The 19,043-nt window shown below is 65.3% G+C and carries 17 protein-coding genes; all 17 read left to right on the forward strand.

Annotated elements, in window-relative coordinates:
• The first annotated feature begins 24 nt into the window (after positions 1 to 24).
• The 17 genes from HZB53_17850 to HZB53_17930 all read left to right on the forward strand — a co-directional run bounded on the left by HZB53_17850 (position 25) and on the right by HZB53_17930 (position 19,041).
• Positions 25 to 471, forward strand: coding sequence for a cytochrome c-type biogenesis protein CcmH (locus HZB53_17850; protein MBI5879517.1), 447 nt, complete (start codon positions 25 to 27; stop codon positions 469 to 471).
• On the forward strand, positions 468 to 986 hold the full coding sequence (locus HZB53_17855) for a TlpA family protein disulfide reductase (GenBank protein ID MBI5879518.1): 519 nt from the start codon (positions 468 to 470) through the stop codon (positions 984 to 986). The genes HZB53_17850 and HZB53_17855 overlap by 4 nt, the downstream gene beginning before the upstream one ends.
• Positions 983 to 1,465: a zinc ribbon domain-containing protein gene (locus HZB53_17860; protein ID MBI5879519.1), complete on the forward strand. Its 483-nt coding sequence runs from the start codon at positions 983 to 985 to the stop codon at positions 1,463 to 1,465. The genes HZB53_17855 and HZB53_17860 overlap by 4 nt, the downstream gene beginning before the upstream one ends.
• Positions 1,462 to 2,154, forward strand: a complete 693-nt coding sequence (locus tag HZB53_17865; protein ID MBI5879520.1) for an ABC transporter ATP-binding protein — start codon at positions 1,462 to 1,464, stop codon at positions 2,152 to 2,154. The genes HZB53_17860 and HZB53_17865 overlap by 4 nt, the downstream gene beginning before the upstream one ends.
• Positions 2,105 to 2,860 (forward strand): heme exporter protein CcmB, encoded by a 756-nt coding sequence (locus HZB53_17870; GenBank protein MBI5879521.1) that lies wholly within the window; start codon positions 2,105 to 2,107, stop codon positions 2,858 to 2,860. The genes HZB53_17865 and HZB53_17870 overlap by 50 nt, the downstream gene beginning before the upstream one ends.
• An 87-nt stretch (positions 2,861 to 2,947) precedes the next feature.
• Positions 2,948 to 3,685: a cytochrome c biogenesis protein CcsA gene (gene ccsA, locus HZB53_17875; protein ID MBI5879522.1), complete on the forward strand. Its 738-nt coding sequence runs from the start codon at positions 2,948 to 2,950 to the stop codon at positions 3,683 to 3,685.
• A 447-nt stretch (positions 3,686 to 4,132) separates the two neighbouring features.
• Entirely contained in the window at positions 4,133 to 5,386 is a 1,254-nt protein-coding gene (locus HZB53_17880; protein ID MBI5879523.1) for a GNAT family N-acetyltransferase, read from the forward strand.
• Positions 5,383 to 6,741 carry an Hsp70 family protein gene (locus HZB53_17885; GenBank protein ID MBI5879524.1) on the forward strand — a complete coding sequence of 453 codons (1,359 nt, stop codon included), beginning with the start codon at positions 5,383 to 5,385 and terminating at the stop codon, positions 6,739 to 6,741. The genes HZB53_17880 and HZB53_17885 overlap by 4 nt, the downstream gene beginning before the upstream one ends.
• 5 nt (positions 6,742 to 6,746) lie before the next feature.
• Positions 6,747 to 9,062 carry a DEAD/DEAH box helicase gene (locus tag HZB53_17890; GenBank protein MBI5879525.1) on the forward strand — a complete coding sequence of 772 codons (2,316 nt, stop codon included), beginning with the start codon at positions 6,747 to 6,749 and terminating at the stop codon, positions 9,060 to 9,062.
• A gap of 82 nt (positions 9,063 to 9,144) precedes the next feature.
• Complete coding sequence (locus HZB53_17895) at positions 9,145 to 11,142, forward strand: AMP-binding protein (protein ID MBI5879526.1); 1,998 nt, start codon at positions 9,145 to 9,147, stop codon at positions 11,140 to 11,142.
• Positions 11,139 to 12,293: a M20 family metallopeptidase gene (locus tag HZB53_17900; GenBank protein MBI5879527.1), complete on the forward strand. Its 1,155-nt coding sequence runs from the start codon at positions 11,139 to 11,141 to the stop codon at positions 12,291 to 12,293. Before HZB53_17895 ends, HZB53_17900 begins: the two co-directional genes overlap by 4 nt.
• 20 nt (positions 12,294 to 12,313) lie before the next feature.
• Positions 12,314 to 14,452, forward strand: a complete 2,139-nt coding sequence (locus HZB53_17905) for an ATP-binding protein (protein ID MBI5879528.1) — start codon at positions 12,314 to 12,316, stop codon at positions 14,450 to 14,452.
• Between the two features lie 789 nt (positions 14,453 to 15,241).
• Complete coding sequence (locus HZB53_17910) at positions 15,242 to 16,072, forward strand: DUF4255 domain-containing protein (GenBank protein MBI5879529.1); 831 nt, start codon at positions 15,242 to 15,244, stop codon at positions 16,070 to 16,072.
• Positions 16,073 to 16,241: 169 nt separating this feature from the next.
• Positions 16,242 to 17,915 (forward strand): phage tail sheath family protein, encoded by a 1,674-nt coding sequence (locus HZB53_17915; protein MBI5879530.1) that lies wholly within the window; start codon positions 16,242 to 16,244, stop codon positions 17,913 to 17,915.
• A 49-nt stretch (positions 17,916 to 17,964) separates the two neighbouring features.
• On the forward strand, positions 17,965 to 18,423 hold the full coding sequence (locus HZB53_17920; protein ID MBI5879531.1) for a phage tail protein: 459 nt from the start codon (positions 17,965 to 17,967) through the stop codon (positions 18,421 to 18,423).
• A 73-nt stretch (positions 18,424 to 18,496) separates the two neighbouring features.
• Positions 18,497 to 18,865, forward strand: coding sequence for a phage tail assembly protein (locus HZB53_17925; protein MBI5879532.1), 369 nt, complete (start codon positions 18,497 to 18,499; stop codon positions 18,863 to 18,865).
• On the forward strand, positions 18,859 to 19,041 hold the full coding sequence (locus HZB53_17930) for a hypothetical protein (GenBank protein MBI5879533.1): 183 nt from the start codon (positions 18,859 to 18,861) through the stop codon (positions 19,039 to 19,041). Before HZB53_17925 ends, HZB53_17930 begins: the two co-directional genes overlap by 7 nt.
• Positions 19,042 to 19,043: the final 2 nt, after the last annotated feature.

Below are 19,043 nucleotides of genomic sequence, written 5' to 3' on the forward strand. Positions count from 1 at the left end.
AGGGAGATAAGCTGACCACCACCTATGAAACGAATCGTATTCGCGATCATCGCGCTGGCATTCTGGGCCGCGCCCGCCTGGGCGCAGGGACCGGATGCGCAGGCGCTCTATACCAAGTTGTATTGCCCGTTGTGCGGCGGCGTGCGACTCGATGCCTGCCAGCTGCCCGTCTGCGAAGAGATGAAAACGGAGATCGCGCAGAAAGTGGCCGCCGGGCAGACCGATCAGCAAATCATCACATACTATCGCCAACGCTGGGGGGATCAGGTGCTCGGCTATCCGCCCGCCGAGGGCATCAACTGGGCGGCCTGGCTCGCGCCGATCGCGCTCGTGCTGGTCGGCATCGTGATCGCCGGCCGCATGGCGTGGATCTGGTCGCGTGCGCGTCCGGCAGTCGCGCGTGCAACTGGGCCAACCGGGGATGTATCGACTGAGATGGCCGCTCGGATTGAGCGCGAGCTCGACGAATGAGGAACGCGTTCCTCGGCCTCGCGGTGGTCGTTGTGCTCGCCATGGTCGCCCTGTTCGCCGTCAGTCTGGCTAACAACGCCTCGGGTCAGTTGCAAACCGGCGCGGTGCAGGATTTCACGATGACGCAGTTCGACGGCAAAGCCTATACACTGTCCAGCTTGCGCGGCAAGGTGGTCGTCGTCAACATCTGGGCGTCGTGGTGCGTGCCGTGCAAAGACGAAGCGCCCCAGCTGGAATCCGTCTGGCAGGCATACAAGGCTAAGGGCGTGCACTTCTTCGGCGCCGATTATGTCGACACCGATCGGCCGGCGATTGAGTTTCTCAAGACGTTCAATATCAGCTATCCCAATGGTCCGGATCTGGAATCGAAGATCTACCGCACATTCCGTGCGCGCGGCGTGCCGGAAACGTATGTAATCAACCAGCGCGGCGAGATTGCGAAGACATTTATCGGACCGGTAAAGGAAATCGAATTGCGAGCGATTCTCGATAGCCTGCTTGGAGCAGGCCAATGAGCGTGGAACTGGGAGTAGTGATCGGCATCGTGCTGGCCGTGGCCGCTGTCGTGTTGGTCGCACTACCATTTCGCGCCGCCGAAGACGACGACGCCAGCGAGGTGCCGCTGACCGATCTGCTGGCGCGCCGCGAGATGGCATACCAGCTGCTGCGCGATCTGGATCTCGACTTCCAGTCGGGCAAGCTGGCCGAAGACGATTATCGCCCGATGCACGTGCAGGCGCTGGCGCAGGCGGCCGAGATCGTGGCGCAGATCGATGCGTACGAAGCAAGCGTCGACGACGAGGCCGAACCTGATGAGACCGACGCTGATGTGAAGGACATCGCGTCTGCCGCCGCCGCGGTCGCGCCTGCCTCCGCCGGTAGTCCGGCGGCATTCTGCTCGTATTGCGGCACGGAACGGCACGACGACGATCTGTTTTGCCGCAAGTGCGGGCGCAACCTCAAACCAGCCGGTGGAAAGCACGTCGTCGCATGATTCACCTGCACGGGCTTCAGAAGCGCTTCGGGCACAAGTGGGTGCTGCGGGAAATCGACCTTGACATCCCGCTGGGGCAGTTTGTCAGCCTCTTCGGCCCGAACGGCGCGGGCAAGAGCACGCTGCTGCGCATCCTCGCCACGCTCAGTTCGCCGACCGGCGGACAGATTGCCATCGGCGGCTACGACCCGCGCGATTCTTCCGCGCACGTGCGCCGGCTGATCGGCTACGTCGCGCACTCGCCGATGCTGTACGGCGACTTGAGCGCGGAAGAGAATCTCCGCTTTTTCTCCCGGCTGTACGACGTCGCTGCGCCCGAAGCGCGCATTACCGAGTTGCTGCAATTGGTGAACCTGAACCATCGCCGCGCCGACCGGGTGCGCACGTTTTCGCGCGGCATGCAGCAGCGCCTCGCCATCGCGCGCGCCCTGCTCGCCGATCCGCCGGTCTTGCTGCTCGACGAGCCGGACGACGGGCTCGACCCGCAGGCGGCGGAGCAGATGCACGAGTATTTTCGCGGCTCGCGGACCATCGTGATGGTCTCGCATAACCTCTATCGCGGGCTGGCGCTGGCAGACCGCATCATCATGCTCGCGCGCGGGCGCATCACATTCGACGCCGCGGCCAGGGGAATGACGATTGGGGAACTCGAAGGACACTACCGCCGCTTCGCCGACGCCGCCAATTGAAGTCGTGCCGGCACGCACCGAATCGGCCGGCGATTTCGCGCGCAAGGCGCTGGCGGTCACGCTCAAAGACATTCGCATCGAGATGCGGACGCGCGAGTTGTTCGCCAGCATGTTCATCTTTGCGCTCATTGTCAGCGTGCTCTTCAACTATACGCTGGACCTGAAGGCGACGCAGATCGAGGACGTGGCCGGCGGCCTGCTCTGGATGGTCTTTGCCTTTGCCGGCGTGCTGGGGCTGAACCGTATCTTCACGTCGGAAAGCGAAGCGGGCACCCTGCAGGGGCTGCTGGTGGCGCCGATCGACCGCTCCGCGCTCTATCTGGGCAAACTGCTGAGCACGGTCGTGTTCATCGCCGTCACGCAGTTGATTAACGTGCCGATCTTCGCGCTATTTGCCAATCTGTCCTTTGCCAATCTCCTGCCACTGATTCCTGTCTTCCTGCTGGGCACCATCGGCTTTTCGGCCGTCGGCACGCTCTTCGCCGCCATCGCCGCCAATACACGTATGCGCGAAGTCATGTTGCCGATCCTACTACTGCCGCTGACCATGCCGGTGCTGATGGCATGCATCCAATTGACCGGCACCGTGCTGCGCGGCCAGCCGATAGAATCCGATCGGCAATGGTTATCCCTTTTGCTGGCCTACGACGTTATATTTGTCGTGGTCGGCACCTTGATTTTCGAAGCGATCACGCAGGAAGATTGACGCGGCAATCCGCCGGCGACTCCGGCGCGTACTATCATATGACGACGTGCCACAGGGGCGCGCGTGCGACACAGAGAGGAATCGGGGATGAATCAAACATCGGGTATGGAATGGCAAAGCGCCTACTGGCGCACGCTCTCCGGGGCGGGCGGCCTGCGCGCCACCTGGATCGTGGGCGGCCTGTCGCTCGTTACCACCGCAGTAGCGGTCTACATGGCGATGACGGTGCCACCCGACACGGCGACCGGCAACCTCATTCGTATCCTGTACTTCCACGTGCCGTCAGCCTGGCTCGCGTTCCTGTCCTTCGGGATCGTGGCATTGGCCAGCCTCGTATACTTGTGGAAAGGCGGCCGGCGCTGGGATGTGCTGGCGCTGGCGTCGGCCGAGTTCGGCGTCATCATGACGACGCTCACGCTCGTTTCGGGGTCCATGTGGGGTTACAAAGCCTGGGGCACCTGGTGGGTCTGGGACGCGCGCCTGACGCTGACACTCGTGATCTGGATGATCTATGTCGGGTACCTGATGCTGCGCTCGTACGTCGGCTCGGATGAGCGCCGCGCTCGCTACGCGGCCGTGCTCGGCATCGTCGGCGCGCTCGACATTCCGCTGATCCACTTCGCCACCGAGTGGTGGCGCGGCCAGCATCCGACCGCCATCGTCGTTACGTCCGAAGGGCCGAAGCTGGCCGGGCCGCTCTTCCCGCCGCTCATGGTCGGCCTGCTCGGCTTTACGCTCTTGTACGTCTTTGTCATGATGGTCCGCGTGCGCCTCGAGCAGCAGCGCGACCAGATCGCCGCGCTGGCAATCGAACGGGAGGCATAACATGGACTGGGTTCTGTTGGTTTATGGCGTCATCTTTGGGCTGATCGGCGCATACCTTCTAACGCTGTGGGAGCGGACGCGCCGCGCGGACGCCGAACTGCGCCGCCGACGCTAAACTGGGCGCAATAGAGCGGATTCACGAATAACCCGAGACAGCTAGCGATTAGCAAGGTGAGGACAAGATTTCTCAGCTGCTGCGCAGCTTCGAAATGACAACACCGTGCGCACTGTCATTTCGAAGGCACGTCGTGCCTGAGAAATCTTGCCAGCCGCCCAGATCGCGTGTCGATTTATTCCAGCAAGCGCTCTGGCGATCCGCAAAGGCCGGGGGATGACACCCCCGGCCTTTTTGCGTGCGGGGCAAGGCCAAGGCACAATCGCTTTGACAGCGCCGCGCATTGCCGCTATGCTTGCTATTCTGCAAATGCTTCCAACGGGCAGTTATCCATGAACGAAATCACCTTCGATATCCAGCAGCACACCCGGCAACTGCTCAACGCCATGACTTTGACCGACGTGCGCGCTTACGAGTACGCGCTCAACGACGGCGCGGGCATGCGCATCTGGCGCTGGGACGGCATGGTCGCCCTGCGCCCGCGCGATCAGATCGCTAACTACTTGATTGAGGAGTGGGCGGCGTGGACTGAGCCGCGCATGGACGTCATCAGCGTCGTGTCCGGCGTGCGGCGTGGGTCGGCTGAGTTCCGCATCTTTGCATACGAAAACGGCCGCTACGTCGAGCACAACCGGGCCGTCTTCGTCACCCTGCGCGGCGAGAAGATCCAGACGGTCGATCTGTACTGCGCCGAGCCAATTCCGAGCGCGCATCGCTCCGAGTGGATCGCACCGGCGGCGACGAGCGATGCCGAAATCAGCCGCCTGTTTGACGAGCGCGAATACATCGCCGACGTGCGCGACTTCCTGCCGCCGCGCTCGAACATGCGGTTGAACCTGCGCGGGAGCCTGCGCCTCTGGAACGATGCCCACCCGGCCAGCAACGGCGGCGGCAACGCGCGCTGGTCGGCGGAGGATGCCGACGAGCAGATCGAGGCGCTGATCGAGTTCCACCGTGGTCGCCAGGCCGGGTTCACTTGGTTCGTCGGCCCGTGGGACACCCCGGCGGATCTGGGCGAGCGTATGGAACAACACGGCTTGGTGCTGGCCGGCGACACCGCGTGCATGGCGCGCAATGGGCTTGCGGTGTTGGACGATATCCCCGTCAACGACGACGTGAACGTCGCACAGGTCGCCCCCGATGACGATGCCGCCATCGAATCGCTGCTGCAAATCGCCGCCGACTGTTTCCACCTGACGCCCCAGCAGATCGAACGCGAGCGCCCAGCCCACTTCGAGCGCATCAAAGACCCGCACTTCTTCGGCCGCGAACTGAACTTCCTGGCCCGGTTGGACGGCCAGCCGGTCGCCGAGGCGCGGCTGATCCTGCGCGGCGGCGTGGCGTACCTGGGCGGCGCGTCGACCCTGCCCGACAACCGCAACCGGCACATCTACTCGACCCTCCTGCGCCGGCGGCTGGAGGTGGCGCGCGCAGGCGGCCACCACGTGGCAATGATCCACGCCGAGCCGATGTCGCGCCGGATCGTGGAGCGCTACGGCTTTCGGGAGTACGGTCGCTACCGAATCTATGCGTGGATGCCGGTCATTGATTTGAATGTTATCCGCTCTCTGGTTCCCGACGAATGAGCCGGCTGCGCTACGGGCTTGACTTTGGCACGTCGAACTCGGCCATCGCACTGGCTGGAATCGGGGCGGCGCGCGTCCTGCCGATCGATCCGGCCGCGCCCGATCCGGTCGTCGCGCCGACCGTGCTGTTCATCACGCGCGAAGGCGACGGCCTGATCGGACACGAGGCCATCCGAGCCTTCGTGACGCGCAACGCCGGCCGCGAAATCGTGCGCAAGCGCGTCAACACCGGGCAGATCATTTCGACGCACTACGGCGACGAGTTCGTGCAGTTCGATGCGGACGTGGACGCGCCGGGACGCTTCTTCCAGTCGCTCAAGTCGTTCCTGCGCGACGAGTCGTTCGACGGCACCAGCGTTTTCGGCCGCAGCTATACGCTGGAGGAGTTGATCGCCGGTTTTTTGGCGGTCGTCAAAGCCCGCGCCGATGCCGCTGTCGGCAGCGACGTGCGCGCCGTAACAATGGGCCGGCCGGTGCACTTCACGGACGACGGCACACGCGACGAGAGCGCGCAGGCGCGGCTGCGCAAAGCGGCCATGCTCGCCGGTTTCGACGATGTTGAGTTTCTGTACGAGCCGATCGGCGCGGCGCTCGAGTACGAAGCCGGGCTGGATCGCGAAGAACTGGCGTGCGTGTTCGACTTCGGGGGCGGCACGCTCGACTTCAGCGTCATCCGACTCGGCCCCGGCCGACGAGGCCGTCCCGACCGCCGCGACGATATTCTTGCGGTCGGCGGCGTCGTGATTGGCGGCAACACGCTCGATGAGGACGTCATGGAGCGCCGCCTGCTGGAGTATTTTGGCAGCCGCGCGACCGCCCGCACCCTGTCGGGCAACTCCGTCGCCTATCCGCAGTGGTTGCTGTCGTTGCTCCGCTCATGGCACACCATCCAGTTGTTGAACGAGCGCGGCACCGTCAAGTTCCTGCGCGAGTTTCGCCAGATCGCGAAGTACAGCCGCGACGAAGTCGACGCCCTGCTCTGTCTGGTGCAGCGAAACTACGGCTGGGAGTTGTTCGAGGAGATCGAGCGCGTGAAGATCGCGTTGTCGACGCAGACCGACGCCGAGCTTCATTTCGTGCGCGAAGCGATTCGCATCCGCGAACCGCTGTCGCGCCGCAGCCTCGAGCGGCTGATCGCGCCGCGTATCAATGCGGCCGAGGAAGCGCTGCTTCGCACGCTGGCCGACGCGCAGGTCGAGCCGGACGATATCGACGTCGTGCTGCGCACGGGCGGCTCGTCACAGATCCCGGCCGTGCAGGCGATGCTGGAGCGCGCGTTTGGAGCGGGCAAGGTGCACAAGCAGGACGTGTTCACCAGCATCGTAAGCGGCCTGGCGCTGGCCGCGGCGGCCTGAGCGGCATGACGCCGCCAGAGTTTCTCGCCGCGCTGCGCGCCGAGCGCGGCTATCGGCAGCAACTGGTGCACGTCGAGCAGATTCCGCCGCGCGAGGCGCGTTATGGGCGGCTGGCCCGCCCGTTGCACCCCACGCTGGCCGGTGCGTTGAAAACGCTTGGCATCGATCACCTCTTCACGCACCAATCCGAGGCGATCAGCCACGCACTGGCCGGCGAGGACCTCATCGTCGCCACCGGCACCGCCAGCGGCAAGACGCTCTGCTTCAACGCGCCGGTGCTCGACGCCGTGGCGCGCGATCGCGGTGCGCGCGCCCTCTACCTGTACCCGACGAAGGCACTGGCGCAAGACCAACTTCGGACGCTGGGCGAGTTCCAGTCCGCGTGGTCTTCGCGCCCGCGCTTCGGCTTCGGCGCATACGACGGCGACACACCGGCTGCGCAGCGCACCGCCCTCCGCCAGTCGGCGCAGATCGTGCTGACGAATCCCGACATGCTGTCGATAGGCATCCTGCCGAACCACCGCCTGTGGCAGATGTTCTTCCGGGGCTTACGCTACGTGGTCGTCGACGAGGCGCACGCTTACCGCGGCGTGTTCGGATCGCAGGTCGCCTGCGTCCTGCGCCGGTTGCTGCGGATATGTTCGCACTACGATAATCGCCCGCAGTTCGTGCTCTGCTCGGCGACCATCGCCAATCCGGTCGAGCATGCGCGCAATCTGACCGGCCGCGCGATGCGCGTCGTGGACGACGACGGTTCGCCGCGCAGCGCGCGCTGGTTCGCCATCTGGAATCCGCCGGTGGCCGACAGCCGGTTGAATATCCGTCGCGGCACCACGGGCGAGGCCGCCGGCCTGTTCGCCGCGCTCGCCCGCACGGGGCTGCGCAGCATTGTGTTCGCCAACTCGCGTCGAAGCGCCGAGCGCATCCTGGCCGAGGCGCGCGAGCAACTGAAGCTCACGGCGCCCGGGCTGGCCGGCAAGATACGCGCTTATCGCGCCGGGTACCTGCCGGAAGCGCGCCGCGAGATCGAGCGCGGGCTGTTCGACGGCGACCTGCTCGGCGTGACCGCCACCAACGCGCTTGAACTCGGCATCGACGTCGGCGATCTCGACGCGACGGTGCTGGCCGGTTACCCCGGAACCGCGGCCAGCCTCTGGCAGCAGGCCGGCCGCGCCGGGCGCGGGACCGGCGACGCGCTGACGGTCTTGATCGCGGGCGACGACCCGCTCAACCAGTACTTCGCGCGCAATCCCGCCGCGCTGTTTGCGCGCCCGGTCGAGCACGCGCTGACTGATCCCGACAATCCGTATATCCTGGAAAAGCATTTGCCGGCTGCCGCCCAGGAAGTCCCACTCTCCAGCGCCGACGAGGGCCTCTTCGGCCCCGGCTTCGTCGATGCCATGGTGCGCCTGGAGAATACGGGTACGCTGGAATACCACAACGAGCGTTGGCAGTACCACGGCAGTCGTTATCCGGCGCAGGAGATCAACCTGCGCTCCGCATCGCACAAGATGGTCAAGCTCGTGCTGGAAAACGACCCGAAGCGCGTGGTCGAAGAGATTGACGCGCAATCCGCGTTGCACCGCGCACACACTGGCGCCATCTACCTGCACCAGGCAGACGCCTATCTGGTCACCCGCCTCGATACTCAGGCCGGGATTGCGATCGTACGCCCGGTCGCAGCGGCCTACTACACCGAGCCGCGCACCGTCAGCCAGACCTATATCGTGCGCTCGCACGCGTCGCGACCGATTGCGTCGACGCGCGCATACTTCGGGACCGTGCGCGTCAGCGAGCATCTGATCGGCTATCGACGCCGTCAGCAGTTCCGGGAAACGACATTGGTCGACGTCGATCTGGATTACCCGCCACAGACCTATGAGACGCGCGCGATTTGGTGGGATATCCCGGCCGCCGCCGCAACAGCACTCCAGGCGGCCAGCCGCAATCTGCACGGCAGCCTGCACGCGGTCGAACACCTGTGCACCAGCCTGCTGCCGCTGTTCGCCATGTGCGACCGACACGATATCGCCGGTGTGACCGCGCTGACGCACCCGGATACCGGCAAACCGCAGGTCTTCCTGTACGACACGGTGCCGGGCGGTATCGGCATCAGCGAGAGCGGCTTCGCCCTGCTGGAAAAACTGTGGCAGGCCGCGCTCGACACCGTGACCCGCTGCGCGTGCCGCGACGGCTGCCCGGCCTGCATCCAGTCGCCCGACTGCGGCAGCGGAAACGACCCGCTCGACAAGGCCGGTGCGCGGCTGCTGCTAACGCACCTGCTCCGCGCGCGACCGGGCGGCGAGACAAAGGCCGCATAACGATTCGCGTGCGTGGGCACGCTTGCGCGTCATGCGTGGTCGGTGTATCATCCGCGCATACACTCGCAAAGGCACGAGGAGCATGACGACAGCACCGGGCGGACAGGAATTTGCATTTGGCGGCGAGATTGTTTGGCGGCCCACCGCCGAGCAGAGCGAGCGGTCGCAGCTTTATCAGTTCATGCGCGCGCACGGCATCGCGACGTTCGACGAACTGTTGCGGCGCTCCACCGCAGATATTGCGTGGTTCTGGGACGCCGTACTGAAACAACTGCAGATCGAGTTCTACCGGCCGTACACGCAGGTCGTCGACCTGTCGCGCGGGCCGGAATGGGCGCGCTGGTGCGTTGATGGCCTGCTCAATGTCGTGCACAATGCTGTGGACAAGCGCCAGGTCCCACCCGACGCCGAGCGGCACGCGATACGCTGGGAAGGCGAAGAAGGCGCCACGCGCACCGTCACCTATGGTGAACTGTACGCGCAGGTCAATCGCGCGGCCAACGCCCTGCGCGCGCTCGGCATCGGCAAGGGCGACGCCGTCGGGCTGTACATGCCGTTGGTGCCGGAGATCGTCGTCGCCTACCTCGCCATCGCCAAGATTGGCGGCATCGTGCTGCCGCTCTTCTCCGGTTTCGGCGCGGGCGCGATCGCGTCGCGGCTGAACGACGCGGGCGCCAAAGCGATATTTTCTGCTGACGGCATGTTCCGCCGCGGCAAGGTCGTGCCGATGAAGCCGGTGGCCGACGAGGCGCTGGCCCAATGCCCGACCGTACAGCACTGCATTGTGCTGAAACGCGCCGGCAACGCCGTGGCCTGGCAAGCGGGCCGCGATCACGACTTCACCGCGCTGCTGGCCGCGCAGAGCGCCGAGGCGGCCACCGAGCGCACCGCCGCCGAAGACCCGTTCATGATCATCTACACCTCGGGCACGACCGGCCGGCCCAAGGGCGCTCTGCACACCCACGTCGGCTTCCCTACCAAGTGCACGCAGGACATGGTGCACGGGCTCGACCTGCGCCGCGATGACGTGTTCTACTGGATGACCGACATGGGCTGGATGATGGGCCCGCTGCTCGTGCTATCGTCCCTGCTGACCGGCGCGACCATGTTCCTCTACGACGGCGCACCCGATCATCCCGGGCCGGACCGCATCTGGTCGCTGGTCGAGCGGCACGGCATTACGCTGCTGGGCGTCTCGCCGACGTTCGTGCGCGGTATCATGCGCCATGGCGCCGCGCCCGCCCGGCAGCACTCACTGTCCAGCCTGCGCGCCTTCGCCTCGACCGGCGAGCCGTGGAATCCGACGCCCTGGCTCTGGCTGTTCAACGAGATCGGCGAGGGCCGCGTGCCGATCATGAACTACTCCGGCGGCACGGAGATCTCCGGCGGCATCCTGATTAGCAACTGGCTCACACCGATCAAGCCGTGCTCATTCGGCGGCCCGCTGCCCGGCATCGCCGCCGATGTCGTCGGCCCGGACGGCAAATCGTTACGCGGCGAGGTCGGCGAACTGGTCATCCGCCAACCGTGGATCGGCATGACGCGCGGTTTCTGGCGCGACCCCGAGCGCTACCTACAAACGTACTGGTCGCGCTGGCCGGGCACATGGGTGCATGGCGACTGGGCCGCGATTGACGATGACGGCCTGTGGTACATCCTGGGCCGCTCCGACGACGTGATCAAGGTCGCAGGCAAACGGCTCGGGCCCGCCGAAGTCGAATCCGCCCTCGTGCGCAATCCGGCCGTCGCGGAGTCGGCCGCGATCGGCGTGCCCGACGAGGTCAAGGGCGAGGCCGTGGTCTGCTTCGCCATGCTAAAGCCGGGCGCCACACCGAGCGAAACGTTGAAGTCCGCGCTGCGCGACGAAGTCGCTGCCGAGCTCGGCAAGCCGATGGCGCCGAAGGAGATCTTGTTCGTCAACGATCTGCCGCGCACGCGCAACGCCAAAATCATGCGGCGCGTCATTCGCGCCGTGTACCTCGGCCGCGATCCGGGCGATGTGTCATCCCTTGAGAATCCATCGGCGGTCGACGAGATCCGCCGCGTCGCAACCACACCACCAGGCAAGGACAACTCATGATCGACTCTGTATGTCTGGCCCAATCGTCCACCCTTGAGGAGGCTGCCGACTTGACGGCGCACCTCGCATCGTTTCGCTCATACCCCGGCCAGGAGGGCAATGTCCAGCGCGCCGTCCATCGCTGGCTGGTCGACAACGGCCTGCCCGCCGAGTTCATGCCAACCGCCGACACCGACAACGACCGGCCCAACGTCGTCGCGCGCATCGAGAACGGCGTTGGGCCGACCCTGCTGTTCAACGGCCACGTCGACACCGTGCTGGCTGCGCAAGGTTGGTCGTGCGACCCGTGGCTCGGCCGGCGCGACGGCAACCGCTTCTACGGGCTTGGCGCCGTAGGCATGAAGTCGGGCGTGGCCGCAACAATGCTGGCCGTGCGCGCGCTCGCGCAGCGCAAAGACCTCTGGCGGGGAACGGTCATCTTCACGTCGGTCGTCGACGAGGAGGCGTACTCGATCGGCGCAAAAGCGCTGGTGCGGGCCGGCTATAAGGCCGACGCCTGCATCGTCGCCGAGCCGTCGTTTGACCGCATCTGCGTCGGCGGTGTCGGCAAGGTGCTGGTGCGCGGCGACGTGATCGGCAGGGCCTCGCACGGCTCGCAGCCCGAGCTCGGCATTAACTCCGCGATTGAGGGCGCGAAGCTGCTGGCACGGCTCGACAGCATGCAACTCGGCCAGCATCCGCGCATGCGCTCATCGCAGTCGGTGCTTTCGTATATGAGCGGCAGCGATCAGTACGTCATCACCGTTCCCGAGAAGGCGCGCTTCACGATCAACCGCCATATCGTGCCGGGCGAGACGGACGAGAGCGTGCTGGCCGAGATGGACGCGCTCGCCGAGTTGCTGGGCTCGCCGGCGCGCTTCCAGTTCAGCATCGACCCACCGTACTACCCGCCATGGGAGACGCCAACCGATCACCCGATGGTGCAGCTGCTGACAGCGGTCTACCGCGACGAGACGGGCCGCACGCCGGGCTACCGCTACTCAACCGGCGTCGCCGACGCCAACTACTTCTCGGCCGATCTCGGCATACCGACCGTCTATTTCGGACCGCTCGGCGACGGCCTGCACCAGAAGGACGAGTGGGTCGATCTGGAAACCGTCGCCGCCTGCGTGCGCATCTACCTGCGCTTCGCGCTTGAGTTCATGCGTTGACCGTGCAGCCATCCAGCCCGATGAAAAACAACCCTAGCCACGCGCATCTGAGCGCAGAGTACCGGCGCATCGACCTCCTGATTCAAAGACAAGTGCGGCGCCTGCAGATAGCGGGATACGACCCGGCCGAAACCTTTCGCGGCCTGTTCGTGACGGACGAAAAGGCGGAGCAGTTGGCCGCGCGATCGTTCGCCGCCAACTGGTCTCACTCGGTACAACTGCCCGAGGGCGAAGACCATGCATTTGAGCAATCGCTGGCGGAGGCGACCAACGACATCGAATCGCACCTGCTGCAAGCCGATACGGACGGGCGCGTGCTGCGTCTCGTCCATCTGGCCGAAGTGCTGGGGCTGGACCGCTTCGATCTGGACACACTGCTCATCGCGATGGCGCCGGCGTTTGACACACGCTACGAGCGGCTATACGGCTTCCTGCAGGATGACGTGACACGCCGTCGCGCCGGCGTATCGCTGGTGCTCGACGCGACCTGCGGTCCCGACGATGACCGCCTGGCGTATCTGGCACGGTTCACCGACGACCACCCGCTGTTCCGGCACAAGGTACTGACCCGTGTCGTCGAACCGCCCGCCACCACAGCGCCCATGCTGGGACAGAGCCTCGTACCCGACGAATCCGTGGTCGGTTGGGTGCTGGGCCACTACCACCCCGGCCCTGCGCTCGGAGCGCTCGCCGAGGTGCAGTGGTGCGAGCATGCACCACTTGACGAACTGCTGGCTGACGACACGCTGCCGCTGATCAACGCCGCGCTCGCCGAGCAAACCGTGATCGCATTCAGCGGCCCCGACCGCGCGCGACAGGACGCCAGCGCGCGCCTGTTCGCCGTCGGGCGTGGCCAGCCGCTGCTGCGGGTCGATCTGGCCGGTGCGGGCGAAACGCCGGTGCTTGACCTGGTCCGCACGACGCTGCGCGATGCGGCGCTGCTCGCCGCTGTGCCCGTCTTCATCGGCTGGGACAGCACGTTTAGTGACGGGCACCCGCGCGCCGATATCCTCAATGAACTCGCCCGGTTCCCGGCCGCCGTTATCCTGTGCAGCCACGCCGCATGGCAGGCACGCGGCGTCGAGCGCGACCGGCACTGGATCTGGCTCGACTTCCCGCTGCCCGATTACCCGCACCGGCGCGCGCTCTGGACGCATACGCTTGACCATATCGCGCCCGGCGCCGGACTCGACACGGCGGGGCTGGCCGGGCAGTTCAACCTGACTGCCGGGCAGATCCGCGATGCAGTCATGTCGGCGCACGATATCGCCACCCAGCGGAGGTCGCCGCTCACGATGGACGACCTGTTCGCGTCGGCGCGCATGCACTCCAGCCCCGGACTGACCGGCCAGGCGCGCAAGATTCGCCCGCGCTTCACGTGGAGCGATATTGTGCTGCCCGATGAGCAGTCTGCCGTCCTGCGCGAGATCATCGCCACCGTGCGCGGGCGGCCGCAGGTGCTCGGCGAATGGGGGCTGGGCCGCAAGCTGACCGCGAGCGAGGGTGTCGCGGTGCTGTTTGCGGGGCCGCCCGGCACTGGAAAGACGATGGCCGCCGAGGTCATCGCCTCGGAACTGGGACTCGATCTGTACAAGATCGAGCTGTCGTCGCTTGTCAGCAAGTACATTGGCGAAACCGAAAAGAACCTGGAACGCATCTTCATAGAAGCCGAAACCAGCAACGCGATTCTCTTCTTCGACGAGGCCGACGCCATTTTCGGCAAACGCTCGGAAGTCAAAGATGCACACGACCGCTATGCGAATATCGAAATCAGTTACCTGCTGCAGCGCATGGAGGGTTACGACGGGGTCACCATTCTGGCGACCAACTTGCGCGCCAACCTCGATGAAGCATTTACGCGCCGCCTGCAGTTCGCCATCGACTTTCCGTTCCCGGACGACGCGTACCGCCTGCGCATCTGGCAGACATTGTTCCCCAGCTCCGTGCCGCGCAGCGCGGATGTCGACTTTGAGGTGTTGGCGCGCCGGTTCCGGTTGTCCGGCGGCAGCATTCGCAACATCATCGTCAGCGCGGCGTTTCTCGCGTCCGGCGCCGGTGGGGTTGTCACGATGGACCACCTGCTGCACGGTACGCGCCGCGAACTGCAAAAGATGGGACGCCTGTTGCGCGAGGGCGATTTGCAGACCAGCCAAACGTGATCGACAGGGCGTGCGTCAAAGCCTTGCACACCCTCTGCAACACATTGCCCCTGCGCGCGGGCGACGCGCCGCCCGTCGCTCCACCCACGAGCCATGCGCACGATTGATCCGACGATTCTGTTGACTGCCGTCGTGAACCACCAGCGTAGAACCGTGGAGGGCGCCCCGACCGACAGCAATTCTCATTTTGGCCTTGGGCGGGTACTTTCCATTGCTGGCGTGCTATGAACTGGCCCCCCTGGTGCTTGTCACGCATGCTGGCTCGCCAAGAAAGCGGCGTTGCCCTCTCCGTTAGCTTTTCCCCTGCTCCCCCGCGCGCGCGGGGGAGCAGGGGCCAGGGGATGAGGAGGCAACCTGGCGGCCGACTCCAAAATGAGAATTGCTGCCGACCGAAATATCCATTTGCATTTGTTGTGTGTTTGCTGTAGACTAGCCCGCATTGGCCGAGGGGCAACTCCCGTAGCCAATGCGCCCCTTGGGAGGGGGATGCGAAGTACCGCGCAGGACGCGCGGGTGGAGTTCGTTTGGTCGTCATGGTCACGGCCGAATATCAACTCACCCGCATCTTTTATTTGCGTGCACCCGCAGGCCGGCGTCGAGACGTTCACGGCAGATCGGCACGGCGCGCAGCGAGCGCACGCTTCCTCTCCCCACGGTTCGCGTATCTTGTTGGTCGCAGCACGTTGGCACTCAGTAGAAGCAACATAACACGATCACGTTGTTGCTCATGCATCCAGGTCGCCGGGCGGCGTCGTTCCGGCCCGGCTGCCATCGGCGCTCAATCGATCTATGTTTGACGATCTCGACGAAGTCTTGCGACAATTGCTGGTCCGCGAACTGCCGATCAAGAATGGCGACGTGGACATCGCATTCAACAAGCCCAACCGCGAGTGGTCGGGTCGCTTGAGCCGCCCCACGCTCAACATGTACCTGTACGATCTGCGCGAGAACATCAAATTGCGCCAGCACTCGATGGGCGCATCGACCATTTCGCGAACCGACGCACTGGTCACCCAGCGCCGCAATCCCCTGCGCGTCGACCTGCGCTACCTAATCACCGCCTGGGCCACCGAACCGGAAGACGAGCACCGCCTGCTGGCGCGCGTGCTGCTCGCGCTGTTCCGCAGCCCCGAACTGGCGGTGGGGTCGCTACCCGAGGCATTCCGCGACCAGCCGGCGCCGATCACACTGCAGGCCGCGCAAATGGAAGACATGCAGAACCCGGCCGACTTCTGGGGCTCGATGGACAACGAGTGGAAGCCGGGCATCGCATGCGTTGTGACCATGGCGCTGAATCCGTACCAGGCATTCACCGGCCCGCTGGTATCCACGGCGGAGATCCGCCTCGGTCAGAGCCGTGCACCGCACACGCGCACGCTCGACGGCGCGCCCGAAATCATCATCGGCATCGGCGGCATGTTGCGCAGCGCCGAGCCGCTGCGCAACCCGCGCCTGCGCATCCTCGAGCGCGCGCTCAACGCCGCCGTGCAGGACGACGGCCGCTTCGTCATCTTCGGGCTGGACGATGGTGACTACACGCTTGAACTGACGGCCGACGGTCGTCCGCCCAGCCGGCACCGCATCAGCGTGCCCGCCAAATCGTATGAAATCCAACTCTAAGGTCATCACATGCCACGGCGCGGCCGCCTGCACGGGAGAACGGGCGTCCGCTGCGTGGCACCCGATGCGCCTTGCGAAAGGGGGTGGATCGGGAAGCCCACACCATTTGTTTCAGGCAGCACACTAAACCTGCAACCCACCGTAAGCTTATTCCGAAAGGAGCAATGCCTTGCCAGAGTATCTTTCACCCGGCGTGTACATGGAGGAGGTCGATCGCGGCCCCAAGCCTATTGAGGGGGTTGGCACCGCAATGGCCTGCTTCGTCGGTTTCACCGAGAAGGCGCAGTTGTCCGAGCGCGTTAGCGGCGATCTGGTCACGCGCGATCTGCTGAACCGGCCCCAGTTGGTCACCAACTGGAGCCAGTACGCCGAGCGCTTCGGCGGTTTCGTCGATGGCGCTTACACGCCGCACGCGGTCTACGGCTACTTCCTGAACGGCGGCAGCCGCTGCTACGTTGTCAGCGTGCGCACGATTCCCCGCGCGCAGGCCGCCCTGCTCGGCAGCGACGGCAAGCCGCAGTTGCTCGTCCGCGCCAAAACAGCGGGCTTCGGCGGCGCCAAGCTGCGTGTGTCCGTTACGGGCGCGACGCAGGTCGCCGCGCCTGCCGCGGACAAGAAGCCCGCAGCAGCGAAAGGCAAAGAAGGCGACGGCCCCGACACACCGCCCGCTCCGGCCGCGCCGGCTGCCGGCGGCGGCGGCTTCACTCTGACGGTTGAGCGCGAGCGCTCGGGCGGCGGCTGGCGCGCCGAGGAGACGCTGAAGGACATCGCGCTCGGCGAAGTGACGCGCGAAGACGGCAGCAAGGGCATCGCGGTGATGTACAAAGATAACCGCGGCTCGTCGCTGGTCGACGTCATTGTACCGGACAACGCGACAGCCGTCGCCAGCCTGTACCCGCGCGAGCAGAGCCAGACGCTTTCGATTGAAGCCAACCTCCTGCCGGCCCCGGCCCTCTCGGAGTTCCAGGGCAACGTCGAGGAGCGCACGGGCATCGAAGGGCTCGAAGAGCTCGACGATGTGACGATGGTCTGCGTGCCGGACCTGATGACGAGCATGCCCGGCCAGAAGCTGGACCTGAACATGGTCAAGGGCGTGCAGACGGCCATGATCGCGCACTGCGAGCGCATGCACGACCGCGTCGCCATCATCGATCCGCCGCCCGGCATGTCGCCGCAGGCGATCAAGAAGTGGCGCATGGACACGGCCGGCTATGATTCGTCCTACGCGACGCTGTACTACCCGTGGGTCGAGATCATGGATCCGCTGACCAGCCAGCCGCGGCAGATTCCGCCCAGCGGCCACATGGCCGGCATCTGGGCGCGCAGCGACAACACACGCGGCGTCCACAAGGCGCCCGCCAATGAAGTCGTGCGCGGCGCGACCGGCCTCGCCTACAACATGACCAAGGGCGAGCAGGACACGCTCAATCCCAACGGTGTCAACTGCATTCGCGCCTTCCCCGGCATGGGTATCCGCGTCTGGGGCGCGCGCACGCTGGCCAGCAACCCGTCGTGGCGGTACCTGAACGTACGCCGCCTGTTCAACTTCGTCGAGAAGTCGATCGAGCGCGGCACGCAGTGGACGGTCTTCGAGCCGAACGACCAGTTGCTGTGGGGCGCCATTCGCCGCGACGTGTCGAACTTCCTGACCGTCGTCTGGCGCGACGGCGCGCTGTTCGGCCTCGCGCCGGGCGACGCGTTCTACGTCAAGTGCGACGAGGAACTGAATCCGGCGGCCTCGCGCGACCTCGGCCGGTTGATCATCGAGATCGGCATCGCGCCCGTCAAGCCGGCCGAATTCGTGATCTTCCGCATCAGCCAGTGGTCCGGCCCCGGCGCATAGTACGCGCCCACGGGATTTCACTTTTCATCCATCAAGGAGAGATTGACAGATGGCAAAGAACACAGGGCGCGATAGCGATCCGATTCCGAGTTTTTCGTTCGTGCTCGATTTCCAGGGCACCATCAGCGGCGCGTTCTCGGAGGTCGGCGGCATCGGATCGGAGAACGAGGTCATCGAGGCCAAGAACGTGGGACAGAAGGGCCAGGAGTACATCGTCAAGGTGCCGGGCCGCTTGAAGTGGACGGAAATCACGCTCAAGCGCGGCATCACGGACACGATGGACATGTGGGAGTGGCGGATGTCCGTCGAGCAGGGCGCCATGGCTAAGGCGCGCAAGAACTGCTCGATCACGATGTATGACCGCAATTTCAAACCGGCGGCGCGCTGGGACCTGGTCAACGCCTGGCCGTCGAAGATCACCGGACCGAGCGTCAAGTCGGACAGCAACGAATTCGGCGTCGAGGAAATGGTCTTGCAGCACGAAGGCATGAAGCGCGTGTCGGTCTAGTCGCGCTGGCGTGTGGCCGGCGGCGTGCGGGGTTGCCCGTGCGCCGCCGGTCGTGCGCAGAACGGGCACCCGGATGGCACAACAAACGGAGTTCGAGTTCGAGTTGCCGGTCGGATTCACCGACGCAGACGGCAACCTCCACCGCCGCGGAGTGATGCGCATGGCGACCGCCATGGACGAGATCGCCCCGCTGCGCGACGTGCGCGTGCGTTCCAACCAGGCGTATCTCGCGGTCGTGCTTTTGGCGCGCGTGATCACCCAGCTCGGTACGCTGACCAGCGTGCCGACAACGGTGATCGAGAACCTGTATGTCGCCGATCTGGCGTACCTGCAGGCGCTCTATCGCCGCATTAACGAGGATGGCAAGAGCATCATCAGCCTAACCTGCCCCCACTGTCAGAATTCGCATGAGGTCGACCTAGCCGACCTGGGGGGATCGTAGGCTACCCGCTGGACCGCCTGCACCAGGAGGTAGCCTATGTGGCGTATCATTTTCATTGGCCGCGCGGTGAGATTCTCGAAATGGAGCACGCCGAGCGCCAGCGCTGGGTCGCGGAAATCGCCGGCATCAACCGCCGGCTAAGCGCGGACAGCACCAACGAGCAGGCAGAAACATAGCA

Source organism: Chloroflexota bacterium (genome assembly GCA_016235055.1).
Taxonomy (GTDB): domain Bacteria; phylum Chloroflexota; class Anaerolineae; order JACRMK01; family JACRMK01; genus JACRMK01.